General features: G+C 34.1%; 19 protein-coding genes and 2 pseudogenes. 5 read left to right on the forward strand and 16 right to left on the reverse strand.

Going from position 1 to position 16,150, the window contains the following annotated elements:
• Positions 1–43 precede the first annotated feature (43 nt).
• Entirely contained in the window at positions 44–1,552 is a 1,509-nt protein-coding gene (locus BMZ76_RS05065) for a sodium:solute symporter (protein ID WP_091203647.1), read from the forward strand.
• 101 nt (positions 1,553–1,653) lie between these two features.
• On the opposite strand, the gene BMZ76_RS05070 is transcribed toward BMZ76_RS05065, so the two are convergent.
• Entirely contained in the window at positions 1,654–2,019 is a 366-nt protein-coding gene (locus tag BMZ76_RS05070) for a CoA-binding protein (RefSeq protein WP_091203648.1), read from the reverse strand.
• Between the two features lie 146 nt (positions 2,020–2,165).
• Here BMZ76_RS05070 and BMZ76_RS05075 point away from each other — a divergent pair, with 146 nt between their 5' ends.
• The gene (locus BMZ76_RS05075) at positions 2,166–2,795 is read left to right on the forward strand and encodes a MarC family NAAT transporter (RefSeq protein ID WP_091203649.1); all 630 of its coding nucleotides are present in this window, start codon (positions 2,166–2,168) and stop codon (positions 2,793–2,795) included.
• A 54-nt stretch (positions 2,796–2,849) separates the two neighbouring features.
• Here BMZ76_RS05075 and ctlX read toward each other — a convergent pair whose 3' ends face one another.
• The 4 genes from ctlX to eno form a co-directional block, all read right to left on the reverse strand.
• A complete protein-coding gene (ctlX, locus tag BMZ76_RS05080; protein WP_091203650.1) occupies positions 2,850–3,785 on the reverse strand; it encodes a citrulline utilization hydrolase CtlX in 936 nt (311 codons plus the stop codon).
• 55 nt (positions 3,786–3,840) lie between these two features.
• The gene (locus BMZ76_RS05085; protein WP_091203651.1) at positions 3,841–4,755 is read right to left on the reverse strand and encodes a dimethylarginine dimethylaminohydrolase family protein; all 915 of its coding nucleotides are present in this window, start codon (positions 4,753–4,755) and stop codon (positions 3,841–3,843) included.
• A 65-nt stretch (positions 4,756–4,820) separates the two neighbouring features.
• Positions 4,821–6,104, reverse strand: coding sequence for a citrate synthase (locus BMZ76_RS05090; protein ID WP_091203652.1), 1,284 nt, complete (start codon positions 6,102–6,104; stop codon positions 4,821–4,823).
• 156 nt (positions 6,105–6,260) lie between these two features.
• Positions 6,261–7,553: a phosphopyruvate hydratase gene (eno, locus tag BMZ76_RS05095; protein ID WP_091203653.1), complete on the reverse strand. Its 1,293-nt coding sequence runs from the start codon at positions 7,551–7,553 to the stop codon at positions 6,261–6,263.
• 736 nt (positions 7,554–8,289) lie between these two features.
• Here eno and BMZ76_RS16425 point away from each other — a divergent pair.
• From BMZ76_RS16425 to BMZ76_RS16430, 3 genes and pseudogenes are all read left to right on the forward strand, one after another.
• Positions 8,290–8,445 (forward strand): annotated as a pseudogene (locus BMZ76_RS16425) (erythromycin esterase family protein); the annotation flags it as partial.
• Between the two features lie 29 nt (positions 8,446–8,474).
• Positions 8,475–8,642, forward strand: coding sequence for a hypothetical protein (locus tag BMZ76_RS16085; protein ID WP_244281751.1), 168 nt, complete (start codon positions 8,475–8,477; stop codon positions 8,640–8,642).
• Positions 8,643–9,075: 433 nt separating this feature from the next.
• Positions 9,076–9,309, forward strand: a pseudogene (locus BMZ76_RS16430) (erythromycin esterase family protein); the annotation flags it as partial.
• A gap of 44 nt (positions 9,310–9,353) precedes the next feature.
• Here BMZ76_RS16430 and carA read toward each other — a convergent pair.
• The 11 genes from carA to rpmD form a co-directional block, all read right to left on the reverse strand.
• Positions 9,354–10,454 (reverse strand): glutamine-hydrolyzing carbamoyl-phosphate synthase small subunit, encoded by a 1,101-nt coding sequence (gene carA, locus BMZ76_RS05110; protein WP_091203656.1) that lies wholly within the window; start codon positions 10,452–10,454, stop codon positions 9,354–9,356.
• A gap of 343 nt (positions 10,455–10,797) precedes the next feature.
• The gene (rplQ, locus tag BMZ76_RS05115; protein ID WP_091203657.1) at positions 10,798–11,283 is read right to left on the reverse strand and encodes a 50S ribosomal protein L17; all 486 of its coding nucleotides are present in this window, start codon (positions 11,281–11,283) and stop codon (positions 10,798–10,800) included.
• A 31-nt stretch (positions 11,284–11,314) separates the two neighbouring features.
• Complete coding sequence (locus tag BMZ76_RS05120) at positions 11,315–12,307, reverse strand: DNA-directed RNA polymerase subunit alpha (protein WP_091203658.1); 993 nt, start codon at positions 12,305–12,307, stop codon at positions 11,315–11,317.
• A gap of 21 nt (positions 12,308–12,328) precedes the next feature.
• A complete protein-coding gene (rpsD, locus tag BMZ76_RS05125) occupies positions 12,329–12,934 on the reverse strand; it encodes a 30S ribosomal protein S4 (protein ID WP_091203659.1) in 606 nt (201 codons plus the stop codon).
• A gap of 87 nt (positions 12,935–13,021) precedes the next feature.
• Positions 13,022–13,405, reverse strand: coding sequence for a 30S ribosomal protein S11 (gene rpsK / locus BMZ76_RS05130; RefSeq protein ID WP_024981527.1), 384 nt, complete (start codon positions 13,403–13,405; stop codon positions 13,022–13,024).
• A gap of 8 nt (positions 13,406–13,413) precedes the next feature.
• Positions 13,414–13,788: a 30S ribosomal protein S13 gene (gene rpsM, locus BMZ76_RS05135; protein WP_091203660.1), complete on the reverse strand. Its 375-nt coding sequence runs from the start codon at positions 13,786–13,788 to the stop codon at positions 13,414–13,416.
• A 2-nt stretch (positions 13,789–13,790) separates the two neighbouring features.
• Positions 13,791–13,907 carry a type B 50S ribosomal protein L36 gene (ykgO, locus tag BMZ76_RS05140; RefSeq protein WP_008992256.1) on the reverse strand — a complete coding sequence of 39 codons (117 nt, stop codon included), beginning with the start codon at positions 13,905–13,907 and terminating at the stop codon, positions 13,791–13,793.
• A 12-nt stretch (positions 13,908–13,919) separates the two neighbouring features.
• Positions 13,920–14,135, reverse strand: a complete 216-nt coding sequence (infA, locus tag BMZ76_RS05145; protein ID WP_007136545.1) for a translation initiation factor IF-1 — start codon at positions 14,133–14,135, stop codon at positions 13,920–13,922.
• 4 nt (positions 14,136–14,139) lie between these two features.
• Positions 14,140–15,486, reverse strand: a complete 1,347-nt coding sequence (secY, locus tag BMZ76_RS05150; protein ID WP_091203661.1) for a preprotein translocase subunit SecY — start codon at positions 15,484–15,486, stop codon at positions 14,140–14,142.
• 13 nt (positions 15,487–15,499) lie between these two features.
• Complete coding sequence (gene rplO, locus BMZ76_RS05155) at positions 15,500–15,952, reverse strand: 50S ribosomal protein L15 (RefSeq protein ID WP_066081007.1); 453 nt, start codon at positions 15,950–15,952, stop codon at positions 15,500–15,502.
• An 11-nt stretch (positions 15,953–15,963) separates the two neighbouring features.
• Positions 15,964–16,146, reverse strand: a complete 183-nt coding sequence (rpmD, locus tag BMZ76_RS05160) for a 50S ribosomal protein L30 (RefSeq protein WP_091203662.1) — start codon at positions 16,144–16,146, stop codon at positions 15,964–15,966.
• Positions 16,147–16,150: the final 4 nt, after the last annotated feature.

Below are 16,150 nucleotides of genomic sequence, written 5' to 3' on the forward strand. Positions count from 1 at the left end.
AGGATTATTTATGTAATTTGGTCAAATACAATATTCATATAATATGACTCCATTCGCTATTCTGTCGCTAATTGTAATCTACTTCGGAATTCTTTTTTTGATTTCGCATTTTGTAAGCAGAAAAGACAGCGGAAATGATGCTTTTTTTAAAGCCAATAAAAATTCAAAATGGTATTTAGTTGCTTTTGGAATGATTGGAACGGCGCTTTCGGGAGTGACTTTTATTTCGGTTCCAGGAGAAGTAGGTTCTCCAAATGGGGAGCAATTCAAATATTTTCAATTTGTTCTGGGCAATGCGATTGGTTTCGTCATTATTGCAAAAGTATTGCTGCCGTTGTATTATCGGATGAATTTAACTTCCATTTACGGTTACATCGAGCACCGATTAGGAGTGTATTCTTATAAAACAGCCGCAACCATTTTCCTGATTAGCAGAACCATTGGATCTGCCTTTAGATTGTATCTTGTTGTTATTGTTTTGCAACGCTTTGTTTTTGACTTTTACGGAATCCCATTTGCAGTTACGGTATTAATTTCGCTGGCTTTGATATTTGCTTACACGTATCGAGGCGGATTGAAAACGATTATAATTACCGATACTTTACAAACCTTTTTCTTAGTTTCATCTGTTTTTTTGACGATTTTCTTTATTTGCAGAAGTTTGAATTTGAATGTTTTCGAAGCTTTTGAAGCAGTAAAAAACAGCAATTATTCTAAGGTTTTCTTCTTTGAAGATTTTGTATCCAGTAAATTTCATTTTGTAAAACAAATTCTGGGAGGAATCTTTGTAACCATTGCCATGGTGGGCTTGGATCAGGATTTAATGCAGAAAAACCTGAGTTGCAAAAACATTGGCGAAGCCCAAAAAAACATGTTTACGTTCACCGTAATATTTGTAGGTATCAATCTCTTTTTCCTCAGCGTAGGTGCTTTACTTTATATTTATGCAGCTAAAAACGGAATAGAAGTTCCAACTGATTTAGTTACCGGAAAACCCAGAACCGATTTACTTTTCCCCGAAATTGCCTTTAACCATTTGACACTGATTCCGTCCGTAATTTTCTTGTTGGGATTAACAGCAGCCACATTTGCAACAACGGATTCTGCATTAACAGCATTAACAACTTCGTTTTGTGTTGATTTTTTAGGAATGGATAAAACAGAAAATCTAAACAAGCCTAACGTAGTTCGAAACAGGCATCTTGTACATATTGCCTTTTCGTTTTTAATGTTTCTGGTGATTATTTTCTTTAATGCTATTAATGACAGCTCTGTAGTAGGAATGATTTTTAGGGTTGCGTCCTATACGTATGGTCCGCTTTTGGGATTGTATTGTTTTGGATTGTTTGTAAAATCAAAAACCGTCAAAGACAAATTTGTTCCTTTTATTTGCTTATTGTCTCCTGCTGTAACTTACTTTATCAGCGAAAATTCGAAGACTATATTTGGAGGATATGTTTTCGATAACGAATTGATTATCGTAAACGGACTAATCACTTTTATTGGATTGTTGTTGATTAGCAAGGATGCCACTTCTGAAACACGATTCTAGTTTTTAGCCCAGATGGCAGCGGCATCCTTTTCTTGTCACGTTTTTTTTTAAACGGGACAAGAAAAGATATAGCGAACAGCTGGAAATAGCTCCTAAAAAATTTAATACTGATTGGTAGCTAACAAAACTAACGTACAAGCTACTTCTACTTTAATATCATTTAGTTTCAACAATTGGTAAAATTCCGGATTCTCAGTTCCCGGATTGAAAATAACACGTTTAGGTTTAGCCTCAACGATATAATTGTAATAATCGCGCTGACGTGTAGGGTTTAAATATAGGGTAACTGTATCGATATTTTTTAATGGAATGGCTTTAGTCTGGATTTTCACACCAGCAACTTCGCCTGCATTTTGGCCTAATGCAAGAACGGAATGCCCTTTTTCTATTAACATATTCACGGCTTTGAAGGCGTAGCGTTCTGGTTTAGTCGTCGCTCCAAGAACCAATGTTTTTTTATTCTTCATGATCTTCTCTAATTGTATTTGGTAAAAGTAATCAAAAAGGTTTATCCGTTTAGTAATTTTAAGGTTTAGTTGTAGCAGCAATAAAAAACATTCCCCTAACATTAAAAAACAAAAAAAGAGTATTTTTACACCCTTAAAAATAAAATATGGATCTTTTTATTTACCTGTTTGTTGCCCTCTTTTCTGTTTTAAACCCTATTGGTACCGTTCCTATTTTTGTGGGACTTACACAACATGACACTAAAAAAGAGCGTTCCCGAATTTCTTTGTGGACAGCAATAAATGTATTTATCATTCTTATCGTCTCGTTTTTTATCGGGCAATATGTATTGCTTTTTTTTGGAATCAGTATTGATGCGCTCCGAATAGCGGGTGGAATTATTATTGTAAGTTCTGGTTTTTCTTTACTTTCGGGAAAATTTACTAAGAAACGAGGTATTAACAAAAAAGCAGAAACTGACGCGCAACAAAGAAACGACATTGCTTTGACGCCACTTGCAATCCCAATGCTTGCCGGCCCGGGCTCTATTTCTTTGCTTATTGCTTTTTATCAGGAACACAATACGACTATGGAGATAATCATCTCTTCCATTGCTATTCTTGCCATTGCTGTTACAATATTTATCATTCTTAAAAGCGCTCATTATTTAGCAAAAATACTTGGAGCATCCGGAATTGTTGCTATATCAAGAATTGTAGGTTTCATTGTAATTGCGATAGGAATACAATATATCGTAAGCGCCATTATCAATATTATAAAAGGAAATCTCTCCTAAATTAAAGCAATAAAAAAACCGCATAAGATTTAGAATCACATCCGGTTTTCTTTTTTAATTTCTTGGTAAGAAAATCTCTGCCATCATACATCTGGCGCTTCCTCCGCCACAAGCTTCGATAGTATCTAAACTTGAGCTCAAAATTTCAGTATGTTTTTCTAATTGTTCTATTTGTTGTGGAGTTAAACTTTGATGTGCAGCTGCACTCATAACCAAATATCGTTTATCATTTGCTCCATGAACTTCAAGCATATTACCCGCAAAATTATTCATTTGGACTTCGGTAATCAAAATGATTTCTTTTCCGTTTTCTTTCAGATTGTCCAGAACCATTTTTCGCTCTTTTTTATCATCAATACAATCCGAACAAATTACTGCAAAAGTTTCTCCCAAGCACATCATCACATTGGTATGATAAATCAGTTTTCGTTCTGAATCAACCGTTTGAAAAGCTTCAAAAATCACTGGTGCATAATCAAAATCCTCGCAGAATTCTATAAATAATTCCTCATCCGCTCTGGGAGATAATGCGCAATACGCTTTAGCATTGACTCTGTCCAAAAGTAAACTTCCTGTTCCTTCCAAGAAAAATCCATCTTCTTCAGCGGAAGTGTAATCTATAATATTATGAATTACGAAACCTTTTTCTTCCAATAAATCTAAAATTTCTTCGCGACGTTCGTGACGACGATTTTCAGCAAACATCGGATATAAAGCTACATCGCCATTCTCGTGAAAAGAAATCCAGTTGTTTGGGAAAATACTATCAGGAGTATCTGGTTCCAACGTATCATCAACAACAGTAACATCAACACCAACTGCTGTCAGTTTTTCGACAAAAGCATCAAATTCTTGTTGCGCTTTGGCATTTACCGTTGCCGGCAAAAGTCCGTCTAATACTTTTTGATAATAATTATTCACCACCGTTTGTTCGTTCATTCTAAACGCAACCGGGCGAATCATCAATATGGAATTTGTGGTTTGTTTCATAATTTTTTAATTTTTATTTTATTGTAGAGACGCATTGCAGTGCGTATCTACTAAATTAATCTCTTATTAAAGGTAAGGTAGAACATCGTAATAATCCTTCTTGTTTTGCGATTTCTGAATATGGAATTTCTTCCACGACAAAACCGTTTGCACGCAACCAATTGTTAAGTCGTGTAAAATTTCTTTCTGAAACGACAACATACGTATCAATAGAAAAAACATTAGAATTCATGTTATACATTTCGTCTCTGGTAATATGAAATAGGTTTTCTTTTGCAAAAAGATTCACTAAAAACAAATAATCCGCTTCTTCTCGAAATCCGTTTTTGTAGATAATCCCTTTGTCATTCCCCACCGGCTGAAAACAACAATCCAAATGCAACGCATTGTCACGAGCTTCAATTTTAGATTTTACCAAATCAAATTCTTTTACAATTTTATTTGGGAATAAATCTTTAATGTATTGAACACCTGCCATGTTTGTTCGAGCCGTAATATAATCTTTGTAGTCACTTCCTTTGTAGGTTCCAATAAAAATATAATCGTTCCACAACATCACATCACCACCTTCTATATGAACTTCCTCTGGAGGGCGCGCCACTTTTTTGGGATTAATTTGGTCAATTATATATTGGATAGCATCTAATTCTCTTTCTCTATCCGGCAAAATATTCGATTTAACAAAAGTGTCATCAATCACAAAACCAATATCTCTTGTAAATATCTGATTATAATTTTTAATCATTTCGGGACGATAAACGGTCACATTATACTTTTTTAATACGGTATTAAATGCTTCCATTTCATTCACCATGTCATGCTCCTGAGGATAGGTTCCTGCTAAAATATGTTCTAATGATTTAGGATCATACGCTTCTTCAACCGACGGCGTAAGTCCATTATTGACTGCTGAACCCAAAATTACAGCTCGGAGTTTCGAGGTTTCATTATTTATATTTAACTCTAACATGTAATTTTAGCTTTTGGCAAATATAAAAAAAGCTTCACAAATTAGTGAAGCTTTTTAAACTGATTTTATCTTTTATCTGTTGGGACAAAATCCCTCAAAGGGTGACCTGTATAGATTTGTCTTGGCCTTCCGATAGGCTCCTTATTTTCACGCATTTCTTTCCATTGTGCTATCCAACCCGGTAAACGACCAATGGCGAACATTACTGTAAACATATCGGTAGGAATTCCTAAAGCTCTATAAATAATTCCAGAATAGAAATCTACGTTAGGATATAAGTTTCTTGACTTAAAATATTCATCTTCTAAAGCTGCTTCTTCTAATTTTTTAGCAATTGCAAGAATTGGATCATCAACTCCTAAAGTTGCCAAAACTTCATTAGCTGCTTTTTTGATGATTTTTGCTCTTGGATCAAAATTCTTGTAGACTCTGTGACCAAATCCCATCAATCTAAAAGGATCATTTTTATCTTTGGCTTTAGCCATGTATTTATCAGCATCCCCACCATTTCTGTGGATTTCTTCTAACATTTCAAGAACTGCTTGATTTGCTCCTCCATGTAGTGGTCCCCAAAGTGCAGAAACTCCAGCAGATATTGAAGCAAATAATCCTGCGTGCGAAGAACCTACCATTCTAACTGTAGAAGTTGAACAGTTTTGCTCATGATCTCCGTGAAGAATAAACAATTTATCCAATGCATCTATAACGACAGGATTTGCAGTATAAGGTTGTGTAGGTAATTCAAACATTAAACGCATGAAGTTTTCTACATATCCTTTTGTATTATCGTAATAATTCAAAGGATAACCCATGCTTTTTCTATACGTCCAAGTTGCAATAACAAGGAATTTACCCATAGTTTTACACACTGCCTCGTACATTTCTTTCTCATTATCAACATTTACCGATTTAGGGTTGAATGCTGTTAGGGCACTTGTCAAAGCTGCTAAAACGCCCATTGGATGCGCTGTCTTAGGAAAACCATCAATGATGCTTTTCATTTCTTCATTGACCAATGTATATTTTCTGATATCCGTTTCAAATTGCGCTAACTGCTTAACAGTTGGCAATTCTCCAAATATTAAAAGGTAAGATACTTCCAGAAAATCTGCTTTGTCTGCTAAATCTTCAATCGAATATCCTCTGTAACGAAGAATTCCTAATTCTCCATCTAAAAAAGTGATGTCACTTTTACAAGAGCCTGAATTTTTATACCCAGGATCCAATGTTATTATACCGGATAGATCACGTAATTTGTTAATATCGATGGCAACTTCATTTTCACTTCCTACAATTATAGGCAGTTCAATTTTCTTTCCATCAATTTCTAATGTTGCTGTTTTTGACATAATATAATTGAAAATAAACTTTTAAAATAATAATTTCTCAAATCTAAGGAATTAAACACTAATTAAAAAGAGAATAACACAATGAAATTGTTAAATATTACAAAAAAAAGCCACTCACACAAGGCGAATGGCTTTATATAAAAATATCGTAAGAATTTATTTTATTTTAAAAGCAGCCTTACCAGGGAAATACGCTGAATCCCCTAATTCCTCTTCAATTCTCAATAATTGATTGTATTTAGCCATACGATCAGAACGAGAAGCGGAACCTGTTTTAATTTGACCACAGTTCAAAGCTACTGCTAAATCTGCAATTGTGTTGTCTTCTGTCTCTCCAGAACGGTGTGACATTACTGAAGTATAACCTGCATTTTTAGCCATATTAACTGCTGCAATAGTTTCAGTCAAAGTTCCAATTTGGTTTACTTTAATAAGAATTGAATTCGCAATTCCTTTTTCGATACCAGTAGACAAACGCTCCACATTAGTAACAAATAAGTCATCCCCAACTAATTGCACTTTATCCCCAATTCTTTCCGTTAGCAATTTCCATCCATCCCAGTCATTCTCATCCATTCCATCTTCAATAGAAATGATAGGATATTTAGTTGCTAATTGCGTTAAATACTCCACTTGCTCTTCAGAAGATCTAATTTTACCTGTTTCTCCTTCAAATTTAGTGTAATCGTATTTTCCATTAACATAAAATTCTGCAGCAGCACAATCTAAAGCAATCATGATTTCGTCTCCAAAAGTATATCCAGCAGTTTCAACCGCTTTTTTGATAGTATCCAAAGCATCTTCCGTTCCTCCAGCAAGATTTGGCGCAAAACCTCCTTCGTCACCCACAGCAGTAGAAAGACCTCTGTCGTGTAATACTTTTTTCAAGCTATGAAAAATTTCAGTTCCCATTTGCATTGCATGTGAAAACGAAGTTGCTTTCACAGGAAAAATCATAAATTCTTGAAACGCAATAGGCGCATCAGAATGGGAACCTCCGTTTATAATATTCATCATTGGTACTGGTAATGTATTCGCCGAAACACCACCTACATATCTGTATAAAGGCAATCCCAATTCATTAGCAGCCGCTTTGGCCACAGCCAATGAAACTCCTAAAATTGCATTTGCTCCTAAGTTTGATTTATTTGGAGTACCATCTAAATCGATCATCGTTTGGTCAATCAGATTTTGTTCGAAAACAGAAACTCCAACAAGTTCTTCAGAAATAATGGTATTCACATTTTTCACTGCATTCAAAACTCCTTTTCCAAGAAATGCTTTTCCTCCATCACGTAATTCTACTGCTTCATGTTCACCGGTTGATGCACCAGATGGTACTGCGGCTCTTCCTAAAACTCCATTGTCTGTAATTACATCTACCTCAATTGTAGGATTTCCTCTTGAATCAAAAATTTGTCTTGCGTGAATTTTGATAATTATACTCATAATACTAAAATTTTTAAATTTTAAAATACAAATATATTCTATCTTTTGGAATCATTTTATGAAAATAATGAATGTTATTAACGAAAACGTTATAATTTTTTTATAAACAAAACATTTCTGCTTTTTTTAGAATTTATTTTTACATAATCTGTTATCTTTTCTTTTTCATTGAAATAAAATCGCAAAAGCGACAATCCATGCAATTTAATTGAAAAATTTACCAAAAATTCATGAACAAACGAACAATTAAATAAGTAAAAAGTATATCTACTTGTTTATTAGCAGTTTATTTAAAATATTGTATTTTTTGTTTAGCTATAAATCCACTTTATTGGAATATCAATTAGATAGTATTATGCATATTCAATCCATAAAATAAAATGTAGAGGAAACTGTAAAAAACTTAAAAAATGCAATAAATTATAATGAAATTATTTCAACGCTGAATAGAACTTCCTTACCATTGGAAAATTCAGAAGATTTAAAACCATCACATAACTACATCGGAGTGGCAAAATATGTTCTTTTGCGAGAAGGCTCACATGGAACACTTGAATATTATACTTAGAGTGCAAAAATTACACAACGGCTCGTTTAAGAAAGAGGATACTCTTTTGTAGGAGTTGAAGGTGAATGGCCAGATTGCTATCGCTTGTACCAGTTTGTAAAAGGATATTTAGATTCCGGAAAAGACATTCGTAACGTTATGAATGAATTGAAAAGCTAGCCAGCTTAAATGTGGACTAATTGGGAAGTAGCATCTTTTATCGATTGGCCGAAGAGCTACAATGAAAATTTATCCACCAATAAAAGAATTGGGTTTTACGGTTTAGATGTTTATAGTTGCAGAGAGTATATAAAAATTATAATGCAGTATTTAGAGAAAAATGATCCAAAAGCACTTGCTGTAGCAAAAAAGAAATGGAATGCTTTAAGCCTTTTGGAAAACATGAAGGACAATCGTATGCTAAGGCATCCTCTTTTGTTCCGGAATTATGTGAAAAAGAAATCCTAAACATGCTGAAAGTAATCGTAAAAAACATCCCCAACTACAACCACGATGTAGAAAATACTTTAAGCACAGAATAAAACGCATACATTACCAGAAATGCAAAAAAATATTATCGAGCAGTGATCAAAAGAGGATAGGATTCTTGGAATTTTCGTGACGAACATGTAGATTCAATCATTGATCCTCTAATGAAATTTTACGAAAAAGATTTAAAAAATTATAGTTTGTGAACACAACACGCAGACTGGTGATGCACGAACTACAGATTATGGCATCTGAGGGACGGGTCAATGTGGGACAACTATAAGAGAACAACAATCAGCCATCGGAGTTGTTGCAGGAGGATTTGGATTATATCAGGGAAGTATAGTTGCCAGAGGAGAATGGGGCAATTAGATGGGCAAATAAAAGCTCCAGAGCTATCGATGGAAGCTGGGAACATGCCTTTAACGTAGCTAATAACGGCCAAAACAGATTATTATTGATGAATAAAGTAATGGAAAAAAATTTCTTTTTTCAACAATAAACCAACGTGCAATGGGCGTGGTTTACAATCCAGAACACGGAAGATATGTAAATTATGTTCCCTCCATACTTCCAGAGAGAAATGATGCATTCATTTTTATATATGAAACAAATGAACTACATTCCATAAATATTGGTTTAATGGAAATCAAATATCTGAAACCAATCCTTCCGGTATGTAAATTAAAAAACAAAAAAAAGAGTTTGACAGTTAATTAAGTCAAACTCTTTTTTAATACATCTGTATCGAAAATATTCGATTATTATCCTTTTATATTTTCAATAAACTGATCGAATAAATAAGAGGAATCATGTGGCCCAGGACTTGCTTCAGGATGGTATTGCACAGAGAAACAATTTTTGTTTTTCACTCGCATTCCCGCTACAGTTCCATCGTTTAAATGAAGATGTGTAATCTCTAAATCAGGATGATTATCAAGCTCTTCTTTATTTACAGCAAAACCATGATTTTGCGAAGTGATTTCTCCTTTTCCAGTAATCAAATTTTTCACGGGGTGATTTATCCCTCTATGACCATTGAACATTTTATAAGTTGAAATTCCATTTGCCAAACCAATTACTTGGTGTCCAAGACAAATTCCGAATAAAGGTTTATTATTTTTCAAAATCTCTTTAGCCACTTGAATAGCTCCAGAAAGAGGTTCAGGATCACCAGGGCCATTTGACAAGAAATAACCATCCGGATTAAATTCAGCTAAATCTTGATATGATGAATTATAAGGAAATACTTTGATGTAGCAATCTCTTTTAGCAAGGTTGCGAAGAATATTTGTTTTAATTCCTAAGTCAAGAGCGGAGATTTTATAGGTTGCATTTTCATCTCCAAAAAAGTAAGGTTCTGTTGTAGAAACTTTAGAAGCTAATTCTAAACCTTTCATATCAGGAACTTTTGCCAAAGCCATTTTAAGTTCTTCTAGTGAAGTTTCATCTGTACAGATTACGGCATTCATAGCACCATTGTCACGGATATAGCTCACCAAAGCACGTGTATCTACATCAGATATACAGATAAGATTTTGTTTAATAAAATAATCCTCTAAACTTCCTGAAGCATCTACACGAGAATAATTGAAGCTAAAGTTTTTACAAACTAAACCAGCAATTTTTATGCTTTGCGACTCAACTTCAGCATCATTTACGCCATAATTTCCAATATGCGCATTCGTAGCAACCATTAGTTGACCAAAGTAAGATGGATCTGTAAATATTTCTTGGTAACCTGTCATTCCTGTATTAAAACAAACTTCTCCAAAAGTAGTTCCGCTAATTCCAATAGATTTTCCGTGGAATATGGTTCCGTCACTTAATAAAAGGATTGCTTTTTGTCGTGTTGTATATTTCATTCTTTGATTTCTATTAATTTTTTAATAGTCTCATGCAACTCGAGCAAACTTGTTTCATGAGTAGTTAAATATTTTGCAAATTTAATTCTTTAAAACAGCGAATGCAATGTTTTATAAAAATTTATGTTTTTTAAGTTTTCTTAGGTACCGAAAAAGTTTTAAAATAGCCCCGATTAAAGTGGAAATCCTTTTTCTTTTTTCTTTAAAAAAGAAAAAGATTGCAACGGAAAGCGGGAGGACTAGTTTTAAAAAACTCTAAATATCGTGCTTCGAAACACATCAAAAAAAAAGGATAAACTACAAATAGCTTATCCTTGATTTTATTGAATGATTATTTTCATAATTACTCAGCAGTCTCTGTAGTTGTTTCAGTTTCGGCAGCTGTTGCTTCAGTAGCATCATCTTTCTTAGCTTTACCACCACGACGGCTTTTTGCTTTTTTAACTTCTTTTTTACCACCATTGTAAAGCTCATTGAAATCTACCAATTCGATCATTGCCATATCAGCATTATCTCCTAAACGATTTCCAACTTTAATGATACGAGTGTATCCACCTGGACGGTCTCCTACTTTGGCAGCTACGTCTCTGAACAAGTCAGTTACAGCATATTTGCTACGTAAGTAAGCAAAAACGATACGACGATTGTGAGTCGTATCCGCTTTAGATTTTGTTATAAGCGGCTCAACAAATTGTTTAAGCGCTTTTGCTTTAGCGACAGTGGTGTTAATACGTTTGTGCTCGATAAGAGAACAAGCCATATTAGCTAACATAGATTTTCTATGCGCAGTCTGTCTGCTTAAGTGATTGAATTTTTTTCCGTGTCTCATTGCTATGTAAATTTAAACCTTGCGGCTTAGATTATTCTTTATCTAGTTTATATTTTGCTAAATCCATACCGAAGTTTAAATTTTTAACTGCAACAAGTTCATCAAGTTCAGTTAAAGATTTTTTACCAAAATTACGGAATTTCATTAGGTCATTTTTATTGAACGATACTAAATCACCAAGTGTATCAACTTCAGCCGCTTTCAAACAATTTAATGCTCTAACAGAAAGATCCATATCAACAAGCTTCGTTTTAAGCAATTGTCTCATGTGTAATGATTCTTCATCATATGATTCTGTTTGTGCAATTTCGTCAGCCTCAAGTGTAATTCTTTCGTCAGAGAACAACATAAAATGGTGTATTAAAACTTTGGCAGCTTCAGTAAGAGCATCTTTTGGATTGATTGAACCATCAGTTTTGATTTCAAAAACTAATTTTTCATAATCTGTTTTTTGCTCTACACGAAAGTTTTCAATTGCATACTTTACATTTTTTACCGGAGTAAAAATGGAGTCAGTAAAAATAGTTCCAATTGCAGCATTCTGTTTTTTGTTCTCTTCAGCAGGAACATATCCTCTACCTTTTTCGATAGTTAAATCGAAATTAAGTTTGATTTTACTGTCTAAATTACAGATAACAAGTTCTGGATTCAAAACTTGGAAACCTGAAATAAATTTTTGAAAATCACCAGCTGTTAATTGATCTTTACCTGAAACAGATATAGTAACTGATTCATTATCGATATCTTCAATTTGACGTTTGAAACGTACTTGTTTAAGATTAAGGATAATTTCGGTAACGTCTTCAACAACTCCTGGAATAGTAGAAAATTCATGATCTACACCTTCAATGCGAACAGATGTAATTGCATAACCTTCTAATGCTGAAAGCAAAACTCTTCTAAGTGCATTACCAACGGTCAATCCGTAACCAGGTTCTAAAGGTCTGAATTCAAACTTACCTTCAAAATCGGTTGAATCGATCATGATAACTTTATCGGGCTTCTGAAAATTAAATATTGCCATAAATTTCGACTAAGTCAATTATTATTTGTTGTACAACTCTACGATTAATTGTTCTTTAATGTTTTCTGGGATTTGAAGTCTCGCAGGTACAGAAACAAAAGTACCTTCTTTGACATCATTATTCCAAGTAATCCATTCATAAACATGACTTGAATTATATAAAGAACGTTCGATAGCTTCTAAAGACTTAGATTTTTCACGAACTGCAACTTTATCACCAGGTTTAAGGTGGTAAGAAGCAATATTTACAACATCACCGTTGACAGTGATGTGTCTGTGAGAAACAAGCTGTCTAGCGCCTCTTCTAGAAGGAGCAATACCCATTCTAAAAACAACGTTATCTAATCTTGCTTCACATAATTGTAAAAGAACTTCACCAGTAACACCTTTAGTAGCTGACGCTTTTTTGAATAAACCTCTGAATTGTTTTTCTAAAATTCCGTAAGAATATTTAGCTTTTTGTTTTTCCATTAACTGGATAGCAAATTCAGATTTTTTTCCTCTTTTTTTAGCCATCCCGTGTTGTCCGGGTGGATAATTTCTTTTTTCGAAAGCTTTATCGTCTCCGAAGATTGCTTCGCCGAATTTACGTGCGATTCTTGTACTTGGACCAGTATATCTTGCCATTTTAAATTGTTTGAGGTAGAGATTATGAATTCAGGTCTTATCCTTCGATAATCGTTATTCTACCCAGGTTATACTAAAAATATATTATTAAACTCTACGTCTTTTAGGAGGACGACATCCATTGTGAGGCATTGGAGTAACATCGATAATCTCTGTAACTTCAATTCCACCATTATGCAAAGAACGAATAGCAGACTCACGTCCGTTTCCTGGTCCTTTTACATAAACTTTTACTTTTTTAAGTCCAGCCTCAAGAGCTACTTTGCTACAATCTTCTGCTGCCATTTGGGCTGCGTATGGAGTGTTCTTTTTAGAACCTCTAAAACCCATCTTACCAGCTGACGACCAAGAAATAACTTCACCTTTTTTGTTTGTCAAAGAAATGATGATGTTATTGAAGGTAGCAGAAATATGAGCCTCTCCCGTTGATTCAACGATAACTTTACGTTTTTTTGCAGTTGCTTTAGCCATATTACTTATTATTTAGTTGCTTTTTTCTTGTTGGCAACAGTTTTTCTTTTACCTTTTCTTGTTCTAGAGTTGTTTTTAGTTCTTTGTCCTCTTAAAGGAAGACCAGTTCTATGACGGATACCTCTATAACATCCAATATCCATTAAACGTTTGATGTTTAAAGAAACTTCAGAACGTAATTCTCCTTCAATTTTAAAAGTCGATACCGCTTCACGAATTGCTCCGATCTCGTCATCATTCCAATCTTGAACTTTTTTATCTTGGCTAACTTGAGCTTTTTCTAAAATCTCAACAGCTCTACTTTTTCCTAATCCAAAGATGTAGGTAAGTGCTATAACACCTCTCTTATTTTTTGGGATATCTACCCCTGCTATTCTTGCCATAATTATCCTTGTCTTTGTTTAAATCTAGGATTCTTTTTGTTTATTACGTACAATCTCCCTTTTCTTCGCACAATCTTGCACTCGGGACTTCTCTTTTTTACTGAAGCTCTAACTTTCATTTTGAATATCCTTTAATATCTATAAGTAATTCTTGCTTTTGACAAATCGTAAGGGCTCATTTCTAGTTTCACTTTATCACCAGGTAATAATTTGATGTAATGCATACGCATTTTTCCAGATATGTGGGCGATTACAATATGTCCATTTTCTAATTCTACACGGAACATCGCATTTGATAATGCCTCAATGATTGATCCGTCTTGTTCTATTGCTGATTGTTTTGCCATAAAGTTAAGCTACTGCTTTTCTATTTTTACCACTTTTCATTAAACCGTCATAATGTCTGTTCAACAAATATGAATTGATTTGCTGCATTGTGTCTATGGCAACTCCAACCATAATTATTAATGAAGTACCTCCAAAAAACATTGCCCAAGATTGTTGAACATCCATAACACTTACAATTATTGCCGGGAACACAGCGATTAGAGCAAGAAATAAAGACCCTGGAAAAGTTATTAAAGACATCACTTTGTCAAGATAATCAGATGTTTCAACTCCTGGTCTGATACCTGGAATAAACCCACCGCTTCTCTTTAAATCATCAGACATCTTGTTAGTAGGAACAGTAATGGCAGTGTAAAAGAAAGTAAACACAATTATTAAAGTTGCAAATACAAAATTATACCAAAAACCAAACATATTGCTAAAAGCGCCAACGACAGACTGTGATGCATCAGATTTAGACAACCCAGCTAAAGCAGCTGGTATAAACATAATTGCTTGTGCAAATATTATTGGCATAACCCCTGAAGCGTTAAGCTTTAAAGGAATCCATTGTCTATTGCCATTCAACATGTCTTGTTCGAAATCACCTGAAGTAGTACGACGAGCATATTGTACAGGAATTCTTCTGACCGCCATTACTAAAAGTACGCAACAAATAATAACCAATAACCAGATGATGATTTCGATAACCAACAACATTGGACCACCATTATTATTGGTAACCCTTGTTGTAAACTCTTGAATAAAGGCTTGAGGAAATCTAGCCAATATACCAACCATAATTAACAATGATATACCATTTCCTATTCCTTTATCTGTAATTTTTTCACCTAACCACATGGCAAAAATTGTACCTGTAACTAAGATAACTACCGAGGAAAATAAGAATTCAAAAGAATTGAATCCTAATAAGAATGCATTACTAGGTAATGTTCTATATAAATTGTAGATGTAAGTTGGACCTTGAACTAAAGTAATCCCTATTGTCAACCAACGAGTAATTTGATTAATCTTTTTTCTACCACTCTCTCCATCACTTTGAAGTTTTTGCAAATAAGGAATCGCAATTCCCATCAACTGAACTACAATAGAAGCAGAAATATAAGGCATAATACCTAAGGCAAAAACGGAAGCTTGCGAAAAAGCGCCTCCAGTAAACATGTCAAGAATTGAACCAATCCCTTCTTTAGTTTGCCCAGCTAAATTACCTAATTGAGTAGCATCAATACCTGGCAGGGTCACTTGTGCCCCAAAACGATAAACCAAAAGTAAACCTAATGTTATTAAGATTCTATTTTTCAGTTCTTCGATTTTCCAAACATTACTTATTGATTCAATAAATTTCTTCATCTTAATTGAAAAATTACATTGTTACTGCTTCTCCACCAGCAGCTTCAATAGCAGCTTTTGCAGTAGCAGTAAATTTGTGAGCGGTTACTTTTAATTTTGCTGTCAATTCACCTCTACCTAAAATCTTAACGATCTCATTTTTAGTAGCTAAACGATTAGCAACATAAACTGTCATATCAACAGTATCTTTAATAACACCATTATCAACTAAAAGTTGAAGTGTATCAAGATTTACACCTTCGTAATCTTTACGATTGATGTTTGTAAAACCAAACTTAGGCACACGTCTTTGAAGAGGCATCTGCCCACCTTCAAAACCAATCTTTTTAGAATAACCAGAACGAGATTTTGCTCCTTTGTGACCTCTTGCAGAAGTACCACCTTTTCCAGAACCTTCTCCTCTACCTAATCTTTTATTTTGATTGTGCGTAGAACCTTCAGCAGGTTGTAAGTTACTTAAATTCATAACAGTATTTGTTATTTAGCTTCTTCAACAGAAACTAAGTGTTTAACTTTATTTATCATCCCAAGGATTGTAGGGTTTGAATCATGCTCTACAATTTGTCCCATTTTACGTAGACCTAAAGCTTCTAATCCTCTCTTTTGAGTAAGAGGACAGTTGATTTTGCTTCTAACTTGTTTTACTAATAATTTAGCCATAATT

It is taken from the genome of Flavobacterium xueshanense (genome assembly GCF_900112975.1).
In the GTDB taxonomy this organism is placed as follows: domain Bacteria; phylum Bacteroidota; class Bacteroidia; order Flavobacteriales; family Flavobacteriaceae; genus Flavobacterium; species Flavobacterium xueshanense.

Coding starts and splice junctions, on each gene's coding strand:
- BMZ76_RS05065 (WP_091203647.1), top strand. CDS start 44: ATGACTCCATTCGCTATTCTGTCGCTAATTGTAATCTACTTCGGAATT.
- BMZ76_RS05070 (WP_091203648.1), bottom strand. CDS start 2,019: ATGAAGAATAAAAAAACATTGGTTCTTGGAGCGACGACTAAACCAGAA.
- BMZ76_RS05075 (WP_091203649.1), top strand. CDS start 2,166: ATGGATCTTTTTATTTACCTGTTTGTTGCCCTCTTTTCTGTTTTAAAC.
- ctlX (WP_091203650.1), bottom strand. CDS start 3,785: ATGAAACAAACCACAAATTCCATATTGATGATTCGCCCGGTTGCGTTT.
- BMZ76_RS05085 (WP_091203651.1), bottom strand. CDS start 4,755: ATGTTAGAGTTAAATATAAATAATGAAACCTCGAAACTCCGAGCTGTA.
- BMZ76_RS05090 (WP_091203652.1), bottom strand. CDS start 6,104: ATGTCAAAAACAGCAACATTAGAAATTGATGGAAAGAAAATTGAACTG.
- eno (WP_091203653.1), bottom strand. CDS start 7,553: ATGAGTATAATTATCAAAATTCACGCAAGACAAATTTTTGATTCAAGA.
- BMZ76_RS16085 (WP_244281751.1), top strand. CDS start 8,475: ATGGAATGCTTTAAGCCTTTTGGAAAACATGAAGGACAATCGTATGCT.
- carA (WP_091203656.1), bottom strand. CDS start 10,454: ATGAAATATACAACACGACAAAAAGCAATCCTTTTATTAAGTGACGGA.
- rplQ (WP_091203657.1), bottom strand. CDS start 11,283: ATGAGACACGGAAAAAAATTCAATCACTTAAGCAGACAGACTGCGCAT.
- BMZ76_RS05120 (WP_091203658.1), bottom strand. CDS start 12,307: ATGGCAATATTTAATTTTCAGAAGCCCGATAAAGTTATCATGATCGAT.
- rpsD (WP_091203659.1), bottom strand. CDS start 12,934: ATGGCAAGATATACTGGTCCAAGTACAAGAATCGCACGTAAATTCGGC.
- rpsK (WP_024981527.1), bottom strand. CDS start 13,405: ATGGCTAAAGCAACTGCAAAAAAACGTAAAGTTATCGTTGAATCAACG.
- rpsM (WP_091203660.1), bottom strand. CDS start 13,788: ATGGCAAGAATAGCAGGGGTAGATATCCCAAAAAATAAGAGAGGTGTT.
- ykgO (WP_008992256.1), bottom strand. CDS start 13,907: ATGAAAGTTAGAGCTTCAGTAAAAAAGAGAAGTCCCGAGTGCAAGATT.
- infA (WP_007136545.1), bottom strand. CDS start 14,135: ATGGCAAAACAATCAGCAATAGAACAAGACGGATCAATCATTGAGGCA.
- secY (WP_091203661.1), bottom strand. CDS start 15,486: ATGAAGAAATTTATTGAATCAATAAGTAATGTTTGGAAAATCGAAGAA.
- rplO (WP_066081007.1), bottom strand. CDS start 15,952: ATGAATTTAAGTAACTTACAACCTGCTGAAGGTTCTACGCACAATCAA.
- rpmD (WP_091203662.1), bottom strand. CDS start 16,146: ATGGCTAAATTATTAGTAAAACAAGTTAGAAGCAAAATCAACTGTCCT.